Origin of the sequence: Paraburkholderia caledonica (genome assembly GCF_000383275.1) — a bacterium.
GTDB lineage: Bacteria > Pseudomonadota > Gammaproteobacteria > Burkholderiales > Burkholderiaceae > Paraburkholderia > Paraburkholderia caledonica.
Genome location: NZ_KB911036.1, coordinates 209,638 through 225,980, shown reverse-complemented (window position 1 = coordinate 225,980; position 16,343 = coordinate 209,638). Strand labels below are relative to the sequence as shown.

At 62.5% G+C, this 16,343-nt stretch carries 14 protein-coding genes; 2 read left to right on the top strand and 12 right to left on the bottom strand.

Translation table 11 applies throughout. The features are described from left to right. The first annotated feature begins 131 nt into the window (after window positions 1-131). Window positions 132-1,157, top strand: coding sequence for a sulfate ABC transporter substrate-binding protein (locus H281_RS0110850; protein WP_020067134.1), 1,026 nt, complete (start codon window positions 132-134; stop codon window positions 1,155-1,157). A gap of 86 nt (window positions 1,158-1,243) precedes the next feature. Here H281_RS0110850 and bioB read toward each other — a convergent pair whose 3' ends face one another. The 12 genes from bioB to H281_RS0110790 all read right to left on the bottom strand — a co-directional run bounded on the left by bioB (window position 1,244) and on the right by H281_RS0110790 (window position 15,147). Continuing rightward, window positions 1,244-2,371 carry a biotin synthase BioB gene (gene bioB, locus H281_RS0110845; RefSeq protein ID WP_020067133.1) on the bottom strand — a complete coding sequence of 376 codons (1,128 nt, stop codon included), beginning with the start codon at window positions 2,369-2,371 and terminating at the stop codon, window positions 1,244-1,246. Between the two features lie 35 nt (window positions 2,372-2,406). After that, window positions 2,407-3,135, bottom strand: a complete 729-nt coding sequence (gene bioD / locus H281_RS0110840) for a dethiobiotin synthase (RefSeq protein WP_020067132.1) — start codon at window positions 3,133-3,135, stop codon at window positions 2,407-2,409. Beyond that, the gene (gene bioF / locus H281_RS0110835; protein WP_020067131.1) at window positions 3,132-4,316 is read right to left on the bottom strand and encodes an 8-amino-7-oxononanoate synthase; all 1,185 of its coding nucleotides are present in this window, start codon (window positions 4,314-4,316) and stop codon (window positions 3,132-3,134) included. The genes bioD and bioF overlap by 4 nt, the downstream gene beginning before the upstream one ends. Then, on the bottom strand, window positions 4,316-5,677 hold the full coding sequence (gene bioA / locus H281_RS0110830) for an adenosylmethionine--8-amino-7-oxononanoate transaminase (RefSeq protein WP_020067130.1): 1,362 nt from the start codon (window positions 5,675-5,677) through the stop codon (window positions 4,316-4,318). Before bioA ends, bioF begins: the two co-directional genes overlap by 1 nt. Before the next feature lie 628 nt (window positions 5,678-6,305). Further along, window positions 6,306-7,595 (bottom strand): dienelactone hydrolase family protein, encoded by a 1,290-nt coding sequence (locus H281_RS0110825; RefSeq protein WP_020067129.1) that lies wholly within the window; start codon window positions 7,593-7,595, stop codon window positions 6,306-6,308. Window positions 7,596-8,236: 641 nt separating this feature from the next. Continuing rightward, entirely contained in the window at window positions 8,237-8,704 is a 468-nt protein-coding gene (locus H281_RS0110820; RefSeq protein ID WP_020067128.1) for a YchJ family protein, read from the bottom strand. A gap of 15 nt (window positions 8,705-8,719) precedes the next feature. Further along, window positions 8,720-9,856 carry an acyl-CoA dehydrogenase family protein gene (locus H281_RS0110815; protein WP_020067127.1) on the bottom strand — a complete coding sequence of 379 codons (1,137 nt, stop codon included), beginning with the start codon at window positions 9,854-9,856 and terminating at the stop codon, window positions 8,720-8,722. Window positions 9,857-9,868: 12 nt separating this feature from the next. Beyond that, complete coding sequence (locus H281_RS0110810) at window positions 9,869-10,546, bottom strand: SDR family oxidoreductase (RefSeq protein ID WP_020067126.1); 678 nt, start codon at window positions 10,544-10,546, stop codon at window positions 9,869-9,871. A gap of 46 nt (window positions 10,547-10,592) precedes the next feature. Then, window positions 10,593-11,801 (bottom strand): acetyl-CoA C-acetyltransferase, encoded by a 1,209-nt coding sequence (locus H281_RS0110805; protein ID WP_020067125.1) that lies wholly within the window; start codon window positions 11,799-11,801, stop codon window positions 10,593-10,595. Next, window positions 11,794-12,570, bottom strand: coding sequence for a carbonate dehydratase (gene can / locus H281_RS0110800; RefSeq protein ID WP_020067124.1), 777 nt, complete (start codon window positions 12,568-12,570; stop codon window positions 11,794-11,796). Before can ends, H281_RS0110805 begins: the two co-directional genes overlap by 8 nt. 94 nt (window positions 12,571-12,664) lie before the next feature. Beyond that, on the bottom strand, window positions 12,665-14,512 hold the full coding sequence (gene aceK, locus H281_RS0110795) for a bifunctional isocitrate dehydrogenase kinase/phosphatase (RefSeq protein ID WP_020067123.1): 1,848 nt from the start codon (window positions 14,510-14,512) through the stop codon (window positions 12,665-12,667). Window positions 14,513-14,733: 221 nt separating this feature from the next. Beyond that, a complete protein-coding gene (locus tag H281_RS0110790; RefSeq protein WP_020067122.1) occupies window positions 14,734-15,147 on the bottom strand; it encodes a MerR family transcriptional regulator in 414 nt (137 codons plus the stop codon). A 125-nt stretch (window positions 15,148-15,272) separates the two neighbouring features. On the opposite strand from H281_RS0110790, the gene H281_RS0110785 reads away from it, so the two are divergent. Next, on the top strand, window positions 15,273-16,343 hold the full coding sequence (locus H281_RS0110785; RefSeq protein WP_020067121.1) for an MBL fold metallo-hydrolase: 1,071 nt from the start codon (window positions 15,273-15,275) through the stop codon (window positions 16,341-16,343).

The window sequence follows — 16,343 nt, the reverse complement described above, 5'->3', positions numbered from 1 at the left end:
GATGCCCGCCATGCGGCGACTATCGCGCGCCCCGACTTCGGCCGAGGCGCGCACAGGCGATCCGCTAGAATCCCGCTTCACGCTGCGCAATTGCGCGGCCACAGGTTTTTATCATCGATAGCGGGGACAACATGGCATACAGGACGGGGACAACGCGCTGGCTGGCGGCCGGTTTTACGGCAGCCGCGCTTGCGCTCGGCGGCGTGTCGGCAGCGCACGCGGAGACGTCGTTGATGAACGTGTCTTACGACGTGACACGCGAGTTGTACAAGGACATCAATGCCGGCTTCATCGCCGCGTACAAGCAGAAGAGCGGCGAGAGCGTATCGATTCGCCAGTCGCATGGCGCGTCGAGTGCGCAGGCGTTGTCGGTATTGCAAGGTTTGCAGGCGGACGTCGTGACGATGAACCAGCCCAACGACATCGACCTGCTCGCGGAAAAGGGCCAACTGGTCCCCGCCAACTGGCGCACGCGTCTGCCGGACGACAGCGCACCGTACACGACTACGATGGTGTTCCTCGTGCGCAAGGGCAATCCGAAGCACATCAAAGACTGGGATGATCTGGCGAAGCCCGGCGTGCAAGTGGTGATCGCGAATCCGAAAACTTCGGGCAACGGGCGTTATACGTATCTGGCCGCATGGGGATATCGCAAGCAGCACGGCGGCAGCGACGCACAGGCGCTCGACTTCGAAAAAGCGATCTTCAAGAATGTGCCGGTGCTCGACACGGGCGGCCGCGGCGCAACGACGACGTTCACGCAGCGCGGCATCGGCGATGTGCTGGTGACATTCGAAAACGAAGTCGCGCTGATGAATACCGGCGTGGGCGCGGGCAATTTCGAAGCGGTCTATCCGTCGGTGAGCCTGCTTGCGGCGCCGCCGGTATCGATCGTCGACAAGGTGGTCGACAAGCGCGGCACGCGCAAGGAGGCGCAGGCTTACCTGGACTATCTATGGTCGCCGGCCGCGCAGGAGATCATCGCGCAACATCATCTGCGTCCGCGTGACAAGAACGTGCTCGCGAAGCACGCCGCCGAATTCAAGCCGATCAAGACGTTCACCGTCGAAGAAATGTTCGGCAGCTGGCAGAAAGCGCAGCAAACGCATTTCTCGGACGGCGGAACGTTCGATCAGATCATCGTCGACAAGAAGTAACTATTCGGACTGAAGATAAAAAAGGCCGCTTCATATTGAAGCGGCCTTTTTCATTGCGCGGCATTTACAGCGCGCGGTCAGTGTACTTAGTTCGTCGCGGCCTGTGCCGGTTGCTCGTGTTCGCAACCATGCTCGCAGCCGCTCTTATCGAGCGGCATGTGCTGCGCGGCCTCGGCGCGAATACCGAGGCGTTCGAGTAGCTTGCGGTCCGCTTCCGCTTGCGGATTGCTCGTGGTGAGCAACTGATCGCCGTAAAAAATCGAATTCGCGCCTGCGAGGAAGCACATTGCCTGCAACGCTTCGTCCATCTGCTCGCGACCGGCCGACAGGCGCACCATCGCGCGCGGCATGGTGATGCGCGCAATCGCAATCGTCCGAACGAATTCGAACGGATCGATCGATTCAGTGCCTGTCAGCGGCGTGCCTTCCACTTGCACCAGATTGTTGATGGGCACCGATTCCGGATACGGTTCCATGTTCGCCAGTTGTGCAATGAGGCCCGCACGTTCGCGGCGCGACTCGCCCAGTCCGACGATGCCGCCGCAGCACACGTTGATACCGGCGTCGCGCACGCGTTCGAGCGTGTCGAGACGGTCCTGATAAGTGCGCGTCGAAATGATCTGGCCGTAGAACTCCGGCGACGTGTCGAGGTTGTGGTTGTAGTAGTCGAGGCCTGCTTCGCGCAGTTGCTGCGCCTGATGCGTTTCGAGCATGCCGAGCGTCACGCAGGTTTCCAGACCCATCGCCTTCACGCCGCGAATCATGTCCTTGATCGGCTCGAGGTGCCGGTCTTTCGGATTGCGCCACGCGGCGCCCATGCAGAAGCGCGTCGCACCGTTTTCTTTGGCGGCCTTCGCGGCGGCGAGCACTTCGTCGACCGGCATCAGCTTGTCCGCTTGCAGGCCCGTATCGTGATGCACGGACTGCGGGCAGTACGCGCAATCTTCTTCGCAGCCACCGGTCTTGATGGAAAGCAGTGTCGACAGTTGCACCGTGTTCGCATCGAAATGCTCGCGATGCGTTTGCTGCGCGCGAAACATCAGGTCATTGAACGGCAGTTCATACAACGCGACGATATCGGCAACGCGCCAGCGCGCGAGCTGCTTCCCCGCTGCATCGACATTGGCGTTGGCGTTGGCGTTCGCATTGGCGTTTGCATTGGGGTTATTCGCGGCCGTTTCAGCACGCGCGGGGGCGATGTTCAGTTGCGTCATGGGTTCAATCCTCATGAATGGATGTGTTGGTTGATTCAGCGCTGCGCGTCACGCAGCGTCTGCAATAGCCGGTTGATGTCGAGTTGATCAGCCGCGAGTTCCGGCGCCGTTGGGCGCAGATGCGGCACGATGCCGAGCAACGGCGCGCCGTGTTCACGCGCGAGATGCTCGCGGATCGACGCGATGTTTTCGTCGGGAAAAGTCATGTCCGGGTCGACGCGATTCGCTACCCAGCCAGCAAGCGTGAGCCCGCGCGCGGCGATGGCCTCAGCGGTGAGCAACGCGTGACTGATGCAGCCGAGTCGCATGCCGACCACCAGCACGACCGGCAGCTTCAGCGCGACGGCGAGATCGGCAGTGTCATGTGTGGCGGTCAACGGTACGCGGAAACCGCCGACACCTTCCACTACCACCACGTCGGCGCGCGTCAACGCCTGCGCATGGCAAGCGACGATATGGTCGATATCGAGGGCGATGTTCTCCAGCGCAGCCGCGATATGTGGCGCAGCGGGTTCCTTCAGCAGATACGGCGTGCGCATCGCGGGCGGCAGCAGCACGGTCGAAGCGGCGTCGAGCTGATCCGCGTCTTCGTTATGCAGTTCGCCGTTCAGTTCGAACGCGCCCGCAGCGATCGGCTTCATCGCGGCGGCTTGCAGACCTTCGCGCGCGAAGCCGCGCAACAGTGCGCAAGAGACGAACGTCTTGCCGATTTCAGTATCGGTGCCGGTGACGAATAGCGACAGGGCAGAGTTCGTGGCGGTCATATGGCTTGCGCTCCTGCCTGTTGCAGGCCGGCTTCCAACCGGTCGAGATCCGCATGCGAATGCGCGGCCGACAACGATATGCGCAAGCGCGATGTGCCGGTGGGCACGGTCGGCGGACGGATTGCGGGAACCCACAGACCGGCGCGGTCGAGCGAGGCCGCAATATCCAGCGTCGCCTCGTTCGCGCCGATCACGAGCGGCTGCACGGCAGTGTGCGAATCGACCGGAATCCACGGCGTGCTTTTGAGCATCGCGCGCGTGCGTTCGATCAATTGCCGCAAATGCGCGCGGCGTTCATCGCCTTCATTGCCGCCGATAATGCGCAGACTCGCCGAAACCGCATGCGCTGCCGCAGGCACGGATGCCGTGGTGAAAATATAAGGACGCGCGCGCTGTACGAGCCATTCGATCACCGTCTCGTGCGCGGCGACGAACGCGCCCGACACGCCCGCCGCCTTGCCGAGCGTGCCGATGGAAATCAGATTCGGCGAACGCAACGCGGCGTCTGCGACGGCGCCGCGGCCTTGCGGACCGAGCACGCCAAAACCATGCGCGTCGTCGACGATCAGCCATGCGCCATGCTGTTCCGCGAGTTCGAGCAGACGCGGCAGCGGTGCGATGTCGCCGTCCATGCTGAACACCGTGTCGGAGACGATTGCTTTCACATCCGCGTCCGACGCGTCGAGCATCGCGCTCAGCGCTTCCATATCGCAGTGCGGATAGATCTGCACATCTGCCCGCGATAGACGGGCGCCGTCTATCAGCGACGCGTGATTCAGTGCGTCGGAGAAGAGCGTCGTGCCGCGGCCCGCGAGCGCGGTGAGCGTCGCCAGATTCGCCATGTAGCCGGTGCTGAAGTAGAGCGCGCGCGGGGTATCCACGAATCCGCCGACGAATTCAGCAAGGTCGTCTTCGAGCTGCGCATGCGCGCGCGAGTGGCCGCCGAGCAGATGCGAACCGCCGCTGCCCGCGCCGTAGCGTTGCGCGCCTTCGGCAATGGCGGCGATCAGTTGCGGATGCGCGGCGAGCCCGAGATAGTCATTGCTCGCAAAGCCGATAATCTCGCGGCCGTCGACCGTCATGTGCGCGGCGCAGGGCGTGTCGGCCGTGCGGCGTCGACGGCGCAGGCCGCGTTCGTCGATTTCCTTTAGCCCCTCTGAGAGTCTGTCGAGAAGATGCATTAGCAGACCTGCGCGAGCGTTGCTTCGAACGTTTCGCGAGTGCGCGAGGCGAGCAGCGCGAGTTCGTCGTCGTCGAGAATGTATGGAGGCATCAGATAAACCGTGGTCGAAATGGGGCGCAGCAGCAGTTCGCGTTGCAACGCGTTTTCGAAGAAGCGGCGCGAAAATGTTTTGGCATGCTGAGGGTTTTCGATTGCCGCGTCGAAGGCGACGATGGTGCCGCATTGCCGCAGGTTTCGCACCTGTTCATGCTCTGCGAGCGGCGCGAGCGCGGCCATCAGCTTTGCCGACTTTTGCGCGTTGGCTGCGAGCACGTTGTCGGTCGCGAATAGATCGAGCGTGGCCAGCGCCGCGCGACATGCGAGCGGATTGCCGGTGTACGAATGCGAGTGCAAGAAGCCGCGAGCGGTGTCGTCGTGATAGAAGGCTTCGAAGATTTCGTCGCGCGAGAGCACGATGGAAAGCGGCAGATAGCCACCGCTTATCCCTTTGGAGAGGCACAGAAAGTCCGGCCAGATGCCAGCCTGTTCGCACGCGAAGAAGGTGCCCGTGCGTCCGCAGCCAACGGCGATTTCATCAGCTATTAGATGCACGCCATATTGATCGCACAGCGCGCGTAGGCCGGCGATATACGAAGCGTCGTGCATGGCCATGCCGGCTGCGCACTGCACGAGCGGCTCGACGATCAGCGCTGCGATCTTCGTGGCGCGGGCTTCGAAGAGCGCGCGTACATGGTCGAGCGCGCGACGTGCGACGTCCGCAGCCGTCTCACCTGGTTTCGCAAGACGCGCGTCGGGTGACGCGACGACGTGCGCGTTGCGGATCAGCGGGTCATAGGCGTCTTTGAACAGCGCGACGTCGGTCACGCCGAGCGCGCCGATGGTCTCGCCGTGGTAGCTGTTCGCGATGCAGACGAATTCCTGCTTGTCGGCGAAACCGCGATTGCGCCACGAGTGGAAGCTCATCTTGAGCGCAATTTCGACTGCCGATGCGCCGTCCGACGCGAAGAACGCGTGACCCAGCGTGCCGTGTGTGAGCGCACCGAGGCGCTCCGCGAGTTCGATCGCGGGTTCGTGCGTGCAACCGGCGAGCATGGCGTGCTCGAGCGTATCCAGTTGGTCCTTGAGCGCCGCGTTGATCCGCGGGTTTGCGTGGCCGAAGAGATTCACCCACCACGAACTGATCGCATCCAGATAACGATGGCCGGCGCGGTCGTACAGCCACGCGCCTTGACCGCGCGCGACCGGCACGAGCGGAAGGCGCTCGTGGTGCTTCATCTGCGTGCAGGGATGCCAGACCGCGCGCAGGCTGCGGGCCACCCAGTCTTCGGTCGATATTGACGGTGTTGCTGAATTTTCCAAGAGGTACTCCAGAGAAGCTTTTCTTGCTGCTGCCGTGATTGGTTTTTATGGTTTTTCCGGGCGCGGCGCGTGCGCGTTGGCGACGCTGCGCGCAGCCCTCGGCTAGCGTGCGGGGTCGAGATTAGCGGTTTATTTGGGCCTTTGCACTAGGCCTTTGACCGTGCTTTTCGCTGGCCGCCGCGGGGTTCAGCGGTGTTCGCGACAGGTGATTTGCGTTTGAATCTGAAGCTCGCAAATCGCCGGAGTTGACGACGGCAAAGTAATTGGGGGTAGTGGGCGAGATTCGGGGGAAGGGGGACGAGCGGGGAGATGTGACTATCGGTCACGGGCGATCGGAGAAGGCTTGAGGCTGGCAAATTGTGGAGCTTGACGGACCGAAATCAGACGGAGTCGTCGTGCTGACACCTCAGCCTGGAAGTTCGATCTTCACGATGGAAAGTGCAGCCACTTCGCTGGGTTGGCAGCATAGGGGAATGCAAGAAAGGCCCACCAAGCGGGCCTTTAAGAAATTCAGAGGAGAGACAGAAAAGAACAGGCAGACGGCTAGTGAAGATTGGCGTATTTAAAAATTAATGGCCGACCTATGCCCTAAACCGCTGCGCATTTGAACCAGAACCCAATCGCAACATCATTCGCGACTGGCAATAGCCCGCCGTGCTTCGTCGGCAGAAGATCCGGACCCGCCGGTGGCACCACTATCCGCCGTCCGCGAACCTTGATCGCCCCAGACGACAGAACTATCGACGGCATACAACCGGCACGGCGCGGAACTCTGTTTCTGGCAATTAGCAATCGCGACCGACATCGGGTCGTCGCCGCCCTCGGCCCACGACCATGCGCCCGTGTCGGACACCGCAAATGCGCGGCTCGGATACTGATGCAGAAAGTTGCGATAGCCGTTGCGTCCAGCTTCGTCGACATAGGGCACCGCGTCTATGGCATCTACTGAAGCAAAGCCGCTTGCTTTGGGCGCCGAAGGATCCGCCACCCGGTACTGCACGCCCGTAGGCATGCCGACGCGGGCGAGGAAGGCCTCGACGGCCGGCCACCACACATGTACGCCGTCGCGGTCGCCGACGAGCCGATGTGCGTCGTTCTTGTAGCTGCCGTAGTCGACCATCTTCGCGCTTGCGCCGTGCGCTACGTACGCCGAGTACATTCCGGCCACGAGTGGCGCATTCCACACTGAGTCGTTGTCGCCGTACATCCACAGCGACGGCACTTTCGTTTTGTCGCCATACGCGCCGAATGCGCGCGTCAGGTTGCCTTGCCAGTCGCCGCACGCGTCCTGCCGCAAGCCGCCCGAAAAGTTGATCAACGCGCGCACGCCCGGTGCGGCCTCGGTGCCGTAGGCCAATGTCGCGAGACCGCCGTGTGACGTGCCGGCCACCACGATGTGTGACGCGTCGACGTAGGGCTGCTTCGACATGTAGTCGACGGCGGCCGCAACGTCGCCGGCCTGCGACATGCCGTTGCGTTCGACGTCGCAACCGTCCTGATGATAGACGCCGCCCGACTGGCCAAAACCCTGGCGGTTCGGTGCTACGACCACATAGCCGCGGCGCACGAATTCGCGCGCGAGCGGCAGCGGGTCGCTGCGCTCCTGCATACGCGGATCGCCGGGAATCTTGCCGTGATTGAAGACGATCATCGGAAACGGGCCTGCGCCGTCCGGCTTGTAGACCGTTGTCTGAAGCGTGATGTCACCGTCGGCATCGACGGGTATGCGGATAATCTGTTGGTTCAGGCGCGCGGTGGGCAGATAAACGTCGTCCTGGAGCGCGATGCGCGGCACCTGCGCGCGGGCGAGGGGTCCGGGCTGGGCGTCCGCGAGCGGATTCGCCTGCGCGACTGCGACAGCGCACGTGGCCGCTGCACAAATCACCGCACACTTCGTAAGGACCTTGCTCAACACCATTCACGCACCTGCCTGAAAAGACTGCCTGGACATCTCATGTCCGTTCATCGAAACACGCGGCCGACATTCGCCTTTCGTGCACGTTTGCGACAAACAAAAAGATGCTCACGTACGCATTGCGCGAAGCGCACGCACGTCAATCGAGATCGCACGGGATAAACCCAACGGCCGACGCGACCCCACGCGCCGATGATGAACGCCACGTCTGCCGCCGGGCGCCGCGGCCGTAACCGTTTCTATCTGGTTATCGGCCGAGCGCCGGCGCGGCTTGCGGAACCCTTACCAACTGGTCCTCGCATCGCGGCGTCACGAAGCAACGACCTCATCCTGGCACGACAATTTTGTTTTGTGCAATCAAGGAGAACCCGCGACGAAAAAATTGCTGCATCGCGTGCCGGCTTGCATGGCGGGCGTGGACTCGGCGCGGGGCGCGCTGGGGGCGGGGGCAGGCGGGTCCTTGAGGGTCCTTGAGCAGGCGCTGGCAAGCCGTTGCGCGGCACCGCAGCGCGCCAGGTGAGCAAAGGTAAGGCAAGGCCTGTGGCGTCGAGCCAACGGAAGAAAACGACGCTTCTATGGGGCCATATGCGATGGCGCCGCATTATCCGCAGCCGCGCGGCCAGATAATAGAAAGGCGCTGAAAGCTACTCGCTTACATCGCCGTCGACGTAGAGCCAGCGTCCTTCGTCGTTGCGAATGAAGCGGCTCAACTCGTGCAGCCTGTGCGCGCGGCCCGCCACCTTGTATCTGGCGACGAACTCGACCGTCGCGTGACGCGGATCGATCTCCGCGAACGTCTTGATTTGCAGTCCGAGCCAGCGAGGAGCGTCGGGCGCCGACACGTCGGCGTCCAGATCGGCGGGGCAGGTTTGCGGCGCCCAGGTCGCGCGCAAATAGTTCGTTGCGCCGACAACATAGGCGCTGTAACGCGAGCGCATCAGTTCCAGTGCGCGCGGCGCGACCTCGCCGCCGTCGATGTAACGGCCGCAGCACTGCTCGAAGCGCGGCGCTTTTGCGGCGCTCGCCTGGCCCGGAACCGCGCCGCCGCATGGGCAGTCGGCAGGCCGCTGCACGGACGACGTGTGACTGTTTTTCGAACTCATCGAAGTCATCAAACTCATCGAACCCTAGCCGAGACCGCGCGCGATCAATATTTTCTGAATGTCGCTCGTGCCTTCGTAGATCTGGCACACGCGTACGTCGCGATAAATCCGCTCGACCGGAAAGTCGCTGAGATACCCGTAGCCGCCGTGGATCTGCAGCGCCGCCGAACAGATCCGCTCGGCAGCTTCCGACGCAAACAGTTTCGCCATGGCGGCTTCCGTAAGACACGGCTGACCGGCGTCCTTCAGCGACGCCGCGTGCCAGATCAACTGACGCGCGGCTTCCAGTTGCGTCGCCATGTCGGCGAGGCGGAATTGCACCGCCTGGTGCGAAAAAAGCGGCTGACCGAAACTCTCGCGCTCTTTTGCATAGGTCAGCGCGGCTTCGTACGCGGCGCGGGCCATGCCGACGCTTTGCGCAGCGATGCCGATGCGCCCGCCTTCGAGCCCCGACAGCGCGATGCGATAACCCTCGCCTTCCGCGCCGATCAGATTCGCGGCCGGCACGCGGCAGTCTTCGAAGATGATTTGCGCAGTGTCCGACGAATGCTGGCCGAGCTTGTCTTCGACTCGCGCGACCACGTAACCCTTGCTGTCGGTCGGCACGATAAACGCGCTGATGCCGCGCTTGCCCGCCGCCTTGTCGGTGACGGCCATCACGATCGCAACGTCGCCGTTTTTGCCGCTCGTGATGAACTGCTTGACGCCATTCAGCACGTACGCGTCGCCGTCTTTGTCGCGTGTAGCGGTGGTGCGCAGCGCCGATGCGTCGGAGCCGGCTTGCGGTTCGGTCAGACAGAACGCGCCGAGCATTTCGCCTCGCGCGAGCGGCGTGAGCCACTCACGCTTTTGCGCGTCGTTGCCGTAAGTCAGCAGGATGCTGCATACGGGGCAATTGTTCACGGAGATCGCCGTGGATGTCCCGCCGTCGCCCGCGGCAATTTCTTCGAGAATCAGCGCGAGCGCGAGCGCGTCCATGCCGGCGCCGCCGTAGGTTTCGGGCACCAGCACGCCGTATGCGCCAAGTTCCGCGAGTTGACGGTGAACGTCCTTCGGGAACGTGCGCTCGCGATCCCACGTCGCCGCGTACGGCGTGACTGCTTCGCGCACGAATGTGCGCAGCGCGTCGCGGACCATGAGGTGGTCCTGATCAAGCACCATGAGCGTGTCTCCTCACCATTCCAGCGGCGTGCCGTCGTATTGATAAAAGCGGCCGTTGAACGCTTCGCGCGACGCGGCGGCCTGCTTGAGCACCTCGCGCATGCCGGCGACGCTGCGCGTGGGGTCGATCGCCGCCTGCGCGCCACCCATGTCGGTTTGCACCCAGCCGGGATGCAATGACACACACGTGGCGCGCTGCGCGTCGAGCGACGCGAGTTTGAGCGCGTCGTTCAACGCCGCCTTGCTCACGCGATACAGCCAGCCGCTCGTGCCGCTCGTTTCACCGATGCTGCCCATCTTGCTCGAAATCACCGCGAGCACGCCGCCTGATTCTTCGACGAGCGGCAGCAGGATCGGCATCAGTTGCATCGGGCCGCGCACGTTGGTGTGCATGACATGGTCGAAGTCTTCGGCGGTGATGGTTTCGATGCCTTCGGTGCGCGGGCCGTACACGCCCGACACGACGATGGCAAGGTCCACATGCTCGCCATCGAGCTTCCAGCCGAGCGCGGCGATATCCTCCGGCTCGGTCACGTCGACGGAATAGGTTTGCGCGCCAAGCTGAGTGAGGGTGTCGAGCGCGGCGCCGTCGCGCGCGGTGGCGAGCACCCGCCAGCCACTATGTTTGTACTGCCGGACAAACTCCTGGCCGATGCCGCGCGATGCACCGACGATCAACACTGTCTTCATGATTCACCTCAGACCAAGTGACACGCTTGAACGTGCGTACTACGCGTCAAACCAGTTCGATACCCATTGCAGTCGCTTCGCCGCCGCCGATGCACAGCGTCGCGACGCCGCGCTTGCCGCCGCGCTGTTTCAGCGCGCCGATCAGCGTGACGAGAATACGTGCGCCCGATGCGCCGATCGGATGGCCGAGCGCGCATGCGCCGCCGTGCACGTTGACCTTGTCGTGCGGCAGCTTGTGCTCTTTCATCGCCGCCATGGTCACCACGGCGAACGCTTCGTTGACTTCGTACAGATCGACTTCGTCGGCGCGCCAGCCGTTCTTCTCGAACAGCTTGCGAATCGCGCCGACCGGAGCAGTGGTGAATTTCGCCGGTTCCTGCGCGAAAGTCGAGTGGCCGACCACGCGCGCAATCGGCGTGACGCCGAGACGCTTGGCCGTCGATTCGCGCATCATCACGAGGGCCGCGGCGCCGTCCGAAATCGACGACGAGTTTGCTGCCGTCACCGTGCCGGTTTTGCTGAATGCGGGCTTGAGCGTCGGGATTTTTTCGAGGTTCGCCTTGAACGGCTGTTCGTCACGATCGATGGTGACTTCGCCTTTGCGGCTCTCGACCTTCACCGGTGCGATTTCCCACGCGAACGATCCGTCTTCGTTCGCGCGCTTCGCGCGGTTCAGCGATTCGACGGCGAATGCGTCCTGCGCGTCGCGCGTGAAGTCGAACGAAGCCGCGCATTCTTCCGCGAACGTGCCCATCAGGCGGCCTTTTTCGTACGCGTCTTCGAGGCCGTCGTAGAACATATGGTCGATCACCTGGCCGTGACCCATGCGCATGCCGCCGCGCGCCTTCGGCAACAGGTACGGCGCATTCGTCATGCTCTCCATGCCGCCCGCGACGATCACGTCCACTGAGCCGGCGGCCAGCATGTCGTGCGCGAACATCGCCGCGCGCATGCCGGAGCCGCACATCTTGTTGACCGTGGTGCTGCCGGTTGCAAGCGGCAGGCCGGCGCCGAGCGCGGCCTGTCGTGCGGGCGCCTGGCCGAGGCCGGCCGGCAGCACGCAGCCCATCACTACCTCGTCGATCTGCTCGGGCTTGAGGCCCGCGCGTTGAACCGCGGCTTCGATCGCCACCGAGCCGAGTTGCGGCGCAGTCAGCGACGCGAAATCGCCTTGGAACGCGGCCATCGGCGTGCGCGCCGCGCTCACGATTACAACTGGATCAGCCGTTGTGCCGTTCATGTTTGTCTCACTCATGTTTTAGCTCCTTGATCACACCTTCGACGATAGCCGGCACGTCGCCAAGCTGGGCCGCATCGGCGGCGACCACGTCGTTGTCCGCCTGATGCGCGCGGCTTGCCGACACGGCGGCGACGCAACGCTGGTAAGTTTCATCGAGCGCGGCCGCGTTGTTGATCGTCATGCCGAGGTCGCGCACCTTGCCGTCGTGCACGCCGTACGCCCAGCCGTGCACGGTCAGTTCCTGGCCGCGCGCCCATGCATCGTTGATGATGGTCGTGCGGCACACGTTCACCACTTGTTCCAAAGCGTTCAGTTCGACGAGACGCCGGTGACGCGCCTCGCCGAGCGGCCATTCGTCGAGCAGCGCGGCATGCTTCGTCCGCACGTCCTGCACGTGATGCAGCCAGTTATCCGCGAGACCCACGCGGCGGCCGTGCAATGCCGCGCCCACGCCCGAACAGCCATAGTGGCCGACCACCATGATGTGCTTGACCTTCAGCAGATCCACCGCGAACTGGATCACCGACAAACAGTTCAGATCCGTATGCACCACTACGTTCGCGATGTTTCTATGCACGAACACTTCGCCCGGCGGCAAGCCGATGATCTGGTTGGCCGGCACGCGCGAATCGGAGCAGCCGATCCACAGATACTCGGGCGTCTGCTGATGCGCAAGGCGCGAGAAGTACTCGGGATCTTCGGACAGTTTGCGGGCAACCCACGCGTCGTTGTTGTCGAACAGATGAGCGAGCGGGTGAGCGGGGTTGGAAGCGTTAGTGTTCATAAAGCGTCTTGGCGGTTATTCGACCGTTTGAGCGGCCGGGTCGTTACGTTAGATTCGGTGTCGTACGAGCGTCATTCATGCGGCGTGCGAGCCGTTACGCGACTTTTACGCTGCGCTCGTTCTCTGGCGCTTGCGCGGCGTCCTGAGCATTCGGTGCGTTGGATGCCGTATCGGCAAAGCGTTCCGGGTAGCGGATGCAGAAGCGCACGTTGCTGTCGTACGGGAAAAAATCGGGCAATTCGCCCTTCAGTAGATGGTCCTTATGCTTTTGCCACAGCGCGGGATCGAAGAAGTCGGCGTGATGCTGCAGGAACGAGCGGCGCACGCGTGGGTCGCCGAGCAGGAAAGTGCCATACGTCTCCGGGAAAATGTCGTGCGGGCCGACCGAGTACCACGGCTCGCCTGACATTTCGTCTTCCTCGTTACGCGGCGCGGGCACCGCTCGCACGTTGCAATCGGTCAGATATTCGATCTCGTCGTAGTCGTAAAACACGACACGGCCGTGGCGCGTTACGCCGAAGTTCTTGTACAGCATGTCGCCGGGGAAAATGTTCGCCTGCATCAGTTCTTTTACCGCGTTGCCATATTCCTTGATGCCGTGATCGACGTCGTTGTCGCTGCCGTTTTGCAGGAACAGATTGAGCGGCACCATGCGACGTTCGATGTACATATGGCGAATCACGAGATTGTCGCCGTCGTATTCGAGCAGCGACGGCACTTCCTTTTCCAGTTCGCGCAGGAGCGCTTCGTCGAGCCGCGAAAGGGGCAGCGCAACGCTCGAATATTCGAGCGTGTCCGCCATGCGGCCCAAGCGGTCGTGCCGTTTCACCAGCTGATACTTCTCCTGGATCTTCGCGCGCGTGGTTTCTTTCGGCGGCGGAAAGTTGTCCTTGATCAGCTTGAACACATACGGAAACGAGGGCAGCGTGAACACCAGCATCACGAGCCCCTTGATACCCGGCGCGATGATGAACTGATCGCTCGAATGCGACAGGTGATGCAGCAAGTCGCGGTAGAACAGATTCTTACCCTGCTTCTGCAAGCCGACTGACGTGTAGATCTCGGCCTTCGGTTTGCCCGGCATGATGGTGCCGAGGAATTCCACGTAGGCGGACGGCACTTCCATATCCACTAGAAAGTACGAGTGCGAGAAGCTGAAAATGATCAGCAACTGTTCGCGCTTGAGCAGCACGGTATCCAGCGCGAGCAAGCCGGGCTGCACGTGGCGCAGCGGCACCGCGAACGGCAGCAGCATATCGCCGTTGATAATTCTGCCGACGATATACGCCGACTTGTTGCGGAAGAACAGCGACGAAAGCACATGAATCTGGAAGTTCGGCGCTTCGTCGAATGTACCGAACGAGTCGTGAATGGTCTGCATCACGCAGCCGACGTCGCGCGTCAGATCTTCGAACGGCGGCTCAAGCTGGAAGTTCGTGACGATGCGCTCGAGCGTGGCGGCGAGGCCGTCCTTGCCGGGATAGTACGCACGGTAGGTAGGCTTTGCCGCGGGTTCGTCGTTCTCGATGTATTCGGTCGAGATCGCCGGACGCACGAAGATGAAGTCGTTGTTGAAATACGAGCGATGCAGGATTTTGCAGCAGACGGAATTGAAGAACGTTTCCGCGCACTCGGGCTGACGATGCGTGGTCAGCAACCCAATGTAGTGCAGCTTGATCTGCTGCCACACTTCGCTGTCGATATTCTCCGCGTCGTACTCGTCTTCGAGCAGCGCGACACATTCTTCTACGCGATCGTCGTATGACGTAATGCGCTCGCGGGCCAGCTTTTGCAGACCGTGCCAGTCGCCGCTTTCGAACAGCGCCTTGGCGTGGATCGCCGCGTCGCGAAAGATCCGGTAGTGCCGGTTGAACCCTTCGAGCAGCGTTTCCGCGACGTCAAAGCCGATTTGCGACGACAACAGTTTGGGGAAGTGATTCATGTCGACCGTGCATTCGTCTCATGTCGTGAAGACACCCGTGATTGTATCGTTCGAGTGCGCCTTCGACGCATTGCGCCAACCGGTTGATGACCCGCCGCCACCTGAGCGTTGCAGGGCACTCGCCGACTTTTCCGACTAACTCCGCTCAATGCTCCTGTTCCGCATCGTTACACGGCTCAACTTGCGGCAAAAAAACTGAGGGGCGGCGGTTCTCCGCCTGCTTACGCGGGCTTGGCTTCACGTGCCTTGTGCGTGCCGTTCTCGAGCAGCGCCCGCGCCTGAGCTTCATATTGCGCGAGGTCTTCGAGCGTCGCGTTCAGGTCTTCCAGTTGGCGCTCCAGCACGTCGCGATGACGCGCGACCGTGGCGAGAAACGCTTGTAGTTGCGGCACCGTGTCAGTTGGCGATTCATAGACGTCCAGCAGATCGCGAATCTCGGAGAGCGTGAAACCGAGCCGTTTGCCGCGCAACGTGAGCTTGAGCCGCGTGCGGTCGCGGCCCGAGTAGACGCGCCGCAAGCCGCTCGAACCTTCGCGGCTCGGTGAGAGTAAACCCTGATCTTCGTAGAAGCGGATCGCGCGCGGTGTGACGTCGAACTCCCGCGCGAGCTCGGTGATCGTGTATTGCGTGTTCATCGGGACATTCAGTAGCCGGGCAAAAAATCGGATTGAACGATAGAATCGACGTTTACGTTATCGTCAACTTGGGTTGAATGCAACCTGCGGCAAGTACGCGGAACGCGTGGAGGAAGACATCCGAAATGAATGCGCTCGAACATCAACTCGACTATCCGTTCAAAGACACATTGCCCGAACCCGGCCACGCGCAGGAAGTCGTGCCCGGCGTCTTCTGGGTGCGGATGCCGCTGCCGTTTGCGCTCGACCATATCAATCTCTGGCTGCTGCGCGATCAGATCGACGGTCAGGACGGATGGACGGTGGTCGACTGCGGAATCGCGTCCGACGCGATCAAGGAAAACTGGGAGACAGTGTTCGAGTCCGTGCTCGGCGGTTTGCCGGTGCTGCGCGTGATCGTCACGCATTGCCATCCGGACCACGTCGGTCTCGCGCACTGGATTTGCAGCGGCGGTGACAAGAAGCGCTGGGACGCCCGGCTATGGATGACGCTCGGCGAATATATGCAGGCTCGCGTGATGGCGGCGGGCGACGGCTCGAACGCGGGCGGCGAGGGCGCTGCGCGCCACTTCGCGCTGCATGGCGTGACCGACGAGGCGTCGCTCGACAAGCTGCGCAGCCGACAAAGCTATTACGCGAACCTGGTGCCTGAAGTCCCCGACCAATACCGGCGCTTGCGCGAAGCGGATGCCGTCAGGATCGGTGGCAAGACGTGGCGCGTGGTGACGGGCTTCGGTCACTCGCCGGAGCATTGCGCGTTGCATTGCGAGGAGATCGGCGTGCTGATCTCCGGCGACATGGTTTTGCCGCGCATATCGACAAACGTGTCGGTCTTCGCGATGGAGCCGGAGGGCTCGCCGCTCGCGCTGTATCTGGAATCGCTTGCGCGCTACGAAGCAATGCCCGAAGACACGCTCGCGCTGCCGTCGCATGGCAAGCCGTTTCGCGGCGTGCGTACGCGCGTGAGGCAGCTGCGCGAACATCACGATGCGCGTCTCGCCGAAGTTCGCGAGGCGTGTGCGCAAAAACCGCAAAGCGCGGCAGATATCGTTCCGCTAATGTTCAAGCGCGAGCTCGATATCCACCAGTTGACGTTCGCGATGGGCGAGGCGCTCGCGCACTTGCATCTGCTGTGGCTGGCGGGCGCGCTAAAGCGCAGGCTGGATGCGGATGGAGTGATGCGCTTTTCGGCGTGA

Excerpts from the sequence above, each read along its gene's own strand:
- H281_RS0110850 (WP_020067134.1), top strand. The coding sequence starts at position 132 with ATGGCATACAGGACGGGGACAACGCGCTGGCTGGCGGCCGGTTTTACG.
- bioB (WP_020067133.1), bottom strand. The coding sequence starts at position 2,371 with ATGACGCAACTGAACATCGCCCCCGCGCGTGCTGAAACGGCCGCGAAT.
- bioD (WP_020067132.1), bottom strand. The coding sequence starts at position 3,135 with ATGACCGCCACGAACTCTGCCCTGTCGCTATTCGTCACCGGCACCGAT.
- bioF (WP_020067131.1), bottom strand. The coding sequence starts at position 4,316 with ATGCATCTTCTCGACAGACTCTCAGAGGGGCTAAAGGAAATCGACGAA.
- H281_RS0110825 (WP_020067129.1), bottom strand. The coding sequence starts at position 7,595 with ATGGTGTTGAGCAAGGTCCTTACGAAGTGTGCGGTGATTTGTGCAGCG.
- H281_RS0110820 (WP_020067128.1), bottom strand. The coding sequence starts at position 8,704 with ATGACTTCGATGAGTTCGAAAAACAGTCACACGTCGTCCGTGCAGCGG.
- H281_RS0110815 (WP_020067127.1), bottom strand. The coding sequence starts at position 9,856 with ATGGTGCTTGATCAGGACCACCTCATGGTCCGCGACGCGCTGCGCACA.
- H281_RS0110810 (WP_020067126.1), bottom strand. The coding sequence starts at position 10,546 with ATGAAGACAGTGTTGATCGTCGGTGCATCGCGCGGCATCGGCCAGGAG.
- H281_RS0110805 (WP_020067125.1), bottom strand. The coding sequence starts at position 11,801 with ATGAGTGAGACAAACATGAACGGCACAACGGCTGATCCAGTTGTAATC.
- can (WP_020067124.1), bottom strand. The coding sequence starts at position 12,570 with ATGAACACTAACGCTTCCAACCCCGCTCACCCGCTCGCTCATCTGTTC.
- aceK (WP_020067123.1), bottom strand. The coding sequence starts at position 14,512 with ATGAATCACTTCCCCAAACTGTTGTCGTCGCAAATCGGCTTTGACGTC.
- H281_RS0110790 (WP_020067122.1), bottom strand. The coding sequence starts at position 15,147 with ATGAACACGCAATACACGATCACCGAGCTCGCGCGGGAGTTCGACGTC.
- H281_RS0110785 (WP_020067121.1), top strand. The coding sequence starts at position 15,273 with ATGAATGCGCTCGAACATCAACTCGACTATCCGTTCAAAGACACATTG.